We start from the raw sequence: 4,755 nt of genomic DNA on the forward strand, positions 1-4,755 counted from the left end.
GGGCCTGCAGCGCGGGCAGGTCCTGGCCGGCGCCCATCACGGCGCCGCGGGCGTCCACGACGCGGTAGTCCATCCGCAGGTGCAGGGGCACCGCGTCCGGGGCCCACAGTCCGGGCTCCACCACCACGCCGCGCACCCGACGCACGGCCGCGGACAGCGCCTCCGGCAGCTCGTCCCGCAGCGGGTCGGCGTGGGCCTCGAGGTCCGCCACGAGCTGCTGGGCCACGTCCGGGGCGGGCACGAGGTTCTTGCGCACCGCCTTGGGCAACGCCTTGATGAGGGCGGTGACGAGCTCGACCCGCAGGCCGGGGACCAGCCATGCGAAGGGGCCGGGGGAGACCTGGTTGAGCAGCAGGATCGGCACGGCCACGGTCACGCCGTCGGTGCCGGCCGCGCCGGTCGGGTCGAACGTGTACTCGAGGTCGAGCTCCACGTCGCCGCCGGGCATCGGATACGCGAACGTGGTGGGGAACGCGTCGGTGTCCAGGTCCTCGGCGTCGGCGGTGAGCAGGGCGGCGACGTCGAGGTCCAGCAGGTCCGGCTGCTCCTGGCGTGCCTTCTTCCACCACGCGTCGAAGTGCCGCTCGGAGACGACGTTCGCCGGGATCCGCGCGTCGTAGAAGGCGAACAGGTCCTCGTCCCCGATCCGCAGGTCGCGGCGGCGCAGGCGCGTCTCGAGGGCGTCGACCTCCTCGAGCGCGGCCCGGTTGCGGGCGAAGAACCGGTGGCGCGTGCGCCAGTCGCCCTCCACGAGGGCGTGCCGGATGAACAGCTCGCGGGAGAGCACCGGGTCGATGCGGCCGTACCGGACCGAGCGGTCCGGGATCAGGGTGACACCGAACAGCGTCACCTTCTCGCGGGCGACGACGGAGCCCGCCCGCCGCGACCAGTGCGGCTCGTTGTAGGCCCGCTTGACGAGGTGGCCGGCGACCTCCTCGGCCCACTCCGGCTCGATCCGGGCCACCGTGCGCGCCCACAGCCGCGAGGTCTCCACGAGCTCGGCTGCCATGACGAACGGGTGGCGCTTCTTGAACAGGGCGGAGCCGGGGAACACGGCGAAACGGGTGCCGCGGGCGCCCGCGTACTCGCGACGGCGCTCGTCGTAGGCGCCGATCTGCGAGAGCAGGCCCGTGAGCAGGGACTTGTGCACCGCCTCGTGCCGGCCCACCGGGTCCACGGGTCCGGCCTCGACGGTGAGGCCCACGTCCTTGGCGAGCTGGCGCAGCTGGCGCACCAGGTCCTGCCACTCCTGCACGCGCAGCCAGTTGATGTGCTCACGGCGGCACAGCTTCCGGAACTGGGAGCCGGAGAGCTCCTGCTGCCGTTCGCGCAGGTACGCCCACAGGTTCAGGATCGCGGAGAAGTCCGAGTTCTCGTCCGCGAACCGGCGGTGCAGCTCGTCCGCGGCCTCACGCTGCTCCGTGGGGCGCTCGCGGGGGTCCTGGATGGTCAGGGCCGCGGCGATCACCATGACCTCCCGGACGCAGCCGCGCTCACCGGCCTCCAGGATCATGCGGCCCAGCCGCGGGTCCACCGGCAGTCGGGCCAGGCGGCGTCCGACCCGGGTGATGGTGCCCGCGCGGGCGCCGCCGGCCTCGAGCGCGCCGAGCTCGGTGAGCGTGGTGGCGCCGTCGGTGACCTGTCGGCCGTCCGGGGGCTGGACGAAGGGGAACTCCTTGACGTCGCCCGGGGTGCGGGCCACACCGAGGGACAGCATCTGCAGGATCACCGAGGCCAGGGAGGTGCGCAGGATCTCCGGGTCCGTGAACTCGGGGCGGGAGAGGTAGTCCTCCTCCGAGTACAGGCGGATCGCGATGCCGTCCGAGGTGCGGCCGGACCGGCCCGCGCGCTGGTTCGCGCTGGCCTGGGAGACGCGCTCGATCGGCAGGCGCTGCACCTTGGTGCGGTGCGAGTACCGCGAGATGCGCGCGGTGCCCGTGTCGATCACGTACTTGATGCCCGGCACGGTCAGGGAGGTCTCGGCGACGTTCGTGGCCAGCACGATCCGCCGGCGCACCCCGGCCCCGGCGCGGCCGAACACGCGGTGCTGCTCCGCCATGGACAGGCGGCCGAACAGCGGCAGGATCTCCGTGCCGGCCAGGCGCGTGGTGCCGGCGACGACGCCGGTCAGGTGGTCCGCGGCCTCGCGGATCTCCCGCTCGCCCGGCAGGAACACGAGGATGTCACCCGGCGGCTCGGCGGCCAGCTCGAGGACGGCGTCGCCGATCGCGTCGAGGGGGTCGCGGGTCTCGGCGGCATCGTCCGCGTCGTCCTCGGGGTCGTCCGGGGAGGGCTCGTCGGTCAGCGGCCGGTACCGGATCTCGACGGGGTAGGTCCGCCCCGAGACCTCGATGATCGGCGCCGGGACCACGCGGCCGCCGTCGTCGGCCTCCACCGCGTCCGCATGGTCCTCGCCCTCGGCCAGCGGCCGACCGAAGTGCCGGGCGAAGCGCTCCGGGTCGATGGTGGCCGAGGTGATGATCACCTTCAGGTCCGGGCGCTGGGGCAGCAGGTTGCGCAGGTAGCCCAGGAGGAAGTCGATGTTGAGGCTGCGCTCGTGGGCCTCGTCCACGATGATCACGGAGTAGCGGCGCAGCTGCGGATCGTGGGGGATCTCGGCCAGCAGGATGCCGTCCGTCATGACCTTGACCCGGGTGGCCTTCGAGGTCTGCGCCGTGAAGCGGACCTGGTAGCCGACCGTCTGCCCGATCTCCTCGCCCAGCTCGTGTGCGATGCGCTCGGCCACGGAGCGGGCGGCGATGCGCCGGGGCTGGGTGTGGCCGATCGAGCCGGCCTCCCCGAGCCCGAGGGCCAGGCACATCTTCGGCAGCTGCGTCGTCTTGCCCGAACCGGTCTCACCCGCGACGATCACCACCTGGTGGTCGCGGATCGCGGCCATGATCTCCTCACGGCGCTCCGCCACCGGCAGGTGTTCGGGGAACGTGATCGCGGCGGCGTCGTGGGGCGTCGCCGACGGCTGCGCGGCGGGCGTGGAGGGCGGGGGAGTCTGCGTCATGACGGCCTCCATCCTAGGCGCGCGGGGGCCCGGGCCGACCCGGACGGGGCGAATCCGGGACTGGGGCTGAGAGTCCGGATGTGATTCTCTGGAGCCCATGGACACGAACACCGTCTCCCTGCTAGCGGCGATCGGCCTCTATTTCCTCGCGATGATCGCGATCGGCCTGTACGCCTCCCGCAAGAACACCGACCTCGACGACTACATGCTCGCCGGACGCGACATGAAGCCGTCCGTCGCGGCGCTCTCCGCGGGTGCGTCCGACATGTCCGGGTGGCTCCTGATGGGCCTGCCCGGCGCGATCTACGCCGCGGGCCTGGTCGAGGGCTGGATGGCGGTCGGCCTGACCGTGGGCGCGTGGGTGAACTGGCGCGTGGTCGCCCCCCGCCTGCGCTCCTACACCGAGGTGGCCGGGAACTCGATCACGATCCCGTCCTTCCTCGAGAACCGGTTCAAGGACCGCACGCACATCCTGCGGATCGTGGCCGGCCTGATCATCCTCGTGTTCTTCACCTTCTACGTCTCCTCGGGCATGGTGGCCGGCGGCAAGTTCGTCGAGTCGACCTTCGGCCCCGACTCCTTCTACGCCCAGGGCATCAGCATCAACTACCTCACCGGCATGCTCGTGGTGGCGGGCATCACGGTGCTCTACACCCTGTTCGGCGGCTTCCTCGGCGCCTCGCTGACAGATGTGGCCCAGGGCATCCTCATGTTCCTCTCCCTGCTGGCCGTGCCCATCGTCGTGATCCTGACCATGGGCGGCTGGGACGCCGTCGTCGAGGGCATCCGCGCCGCCGACGCCGCCGGCGGCGGAGTGAACCACTTCTCGATGTTCGAGAACGCGACGCTGATCGGCGTCCTGTCCTCCCTCGCCTGGGGCCTGGGCTACTTCGGCCAGCCGCACATCATCGTCCGCTTCATGGCCCTGCGCACCCCGCACGACGCGGCCGTCGCCCGGCGCGTCGGCATCGGCTGGATGGCGCTGTCCGTGTTCGGCGCCGTGATGGTCGCCCTCGTCGGCATCGCCTACTTCCAGGCCAACCCCGGCACCACGCTCGAGGACCCGGAGACCGTGTTCCTCGTGCTGGCCTCGATCATGTTCCACCCGTTCGTGGCCGGCCTGGTGCTGGCCGCCGTCCTCGCCGCGATCATGTCCACGCTCTCCTCGCAGCTGATCGTGTGCTCCTCCGCCCTGGTGGAGGACCTCTACATGCTGCGCGGGCGCACCGGGTCCCCGACGTTCACCCTGTGGCTCGGCCGCATCGGCGTGCTGGTGGTGGCGCTCGTGGCGGGTCTGCTCGCCCTCAACCCGGACTCCTCCGTGCTCGAGCTCGTCTCCTTCGCGTGGGCCGGCTTCGGCGCCGCCTTCGGCCCCGTGATCCTGCTCGCCCTGTACTGGCCGCGGTTCACCTCGTGGGGGGCGATGGCCGCCATGGTCACCGGCGCCGCCGTCGCCTGGTTCTGGTCCGAGGCCAGTGCCGAGACGTGGGAGTGGTTCGGCCTGTACGAGCTGCTGCCGGGCTTCGTCGCCGCCCTCCTGGTGGGTGTGGTGGTGTCCCTCGTGACCCAGCGCTCGCGCCGTGTGCAGCGGCGGATCGACGCCGAGTTCACCGACCGCCCGAACGCGATCTGGCAGGCGGACCACACGATGCTTGACCTGCTCATCGTCGGGCCCAACGGCAAGCCCGCACGGCCGTGGTTGACGGTGATCCTCGACGACTACTCCCGCGCGATCTGCG

General features: G+C 71.8%; 2 protein-coding genes. One reads left to right on the forward strand and one right to left on the reverse strand.

The features are described 5' to 3' along the window. A partial coding sequence (gene hrpA / locus D8M29_RS08950) for an ATP-dependent RNA helicase HrpA (RefSeq protein WP_127445914.1) occupies positions 1-3,016 on the reverse strand: 3,016 nt, incomplete at its 3' end. A 97-nt stretch (positions 3,017-3,113) separates the two neighbouring features. Here hrpA and putP point away from each other — a divergent pair. Then, positions 3,114-4,755 (forward strand): sodium/proline symporter PutP (putP, locus tag D8M29_RS08955; protein WP_238693364.1); only part of this gene is annotated, 1,642 nt, incomplete at its 3' end.

It is taken from the genome of Micrococcus sp. HSID17227 (assembly GCF_003989405.1).
GTDB lineage: Bacteria > Actinomycetota > Actinomycetes > Actinomycetales > Micrococcaceae > Micrococcus > Micrococcus luteus.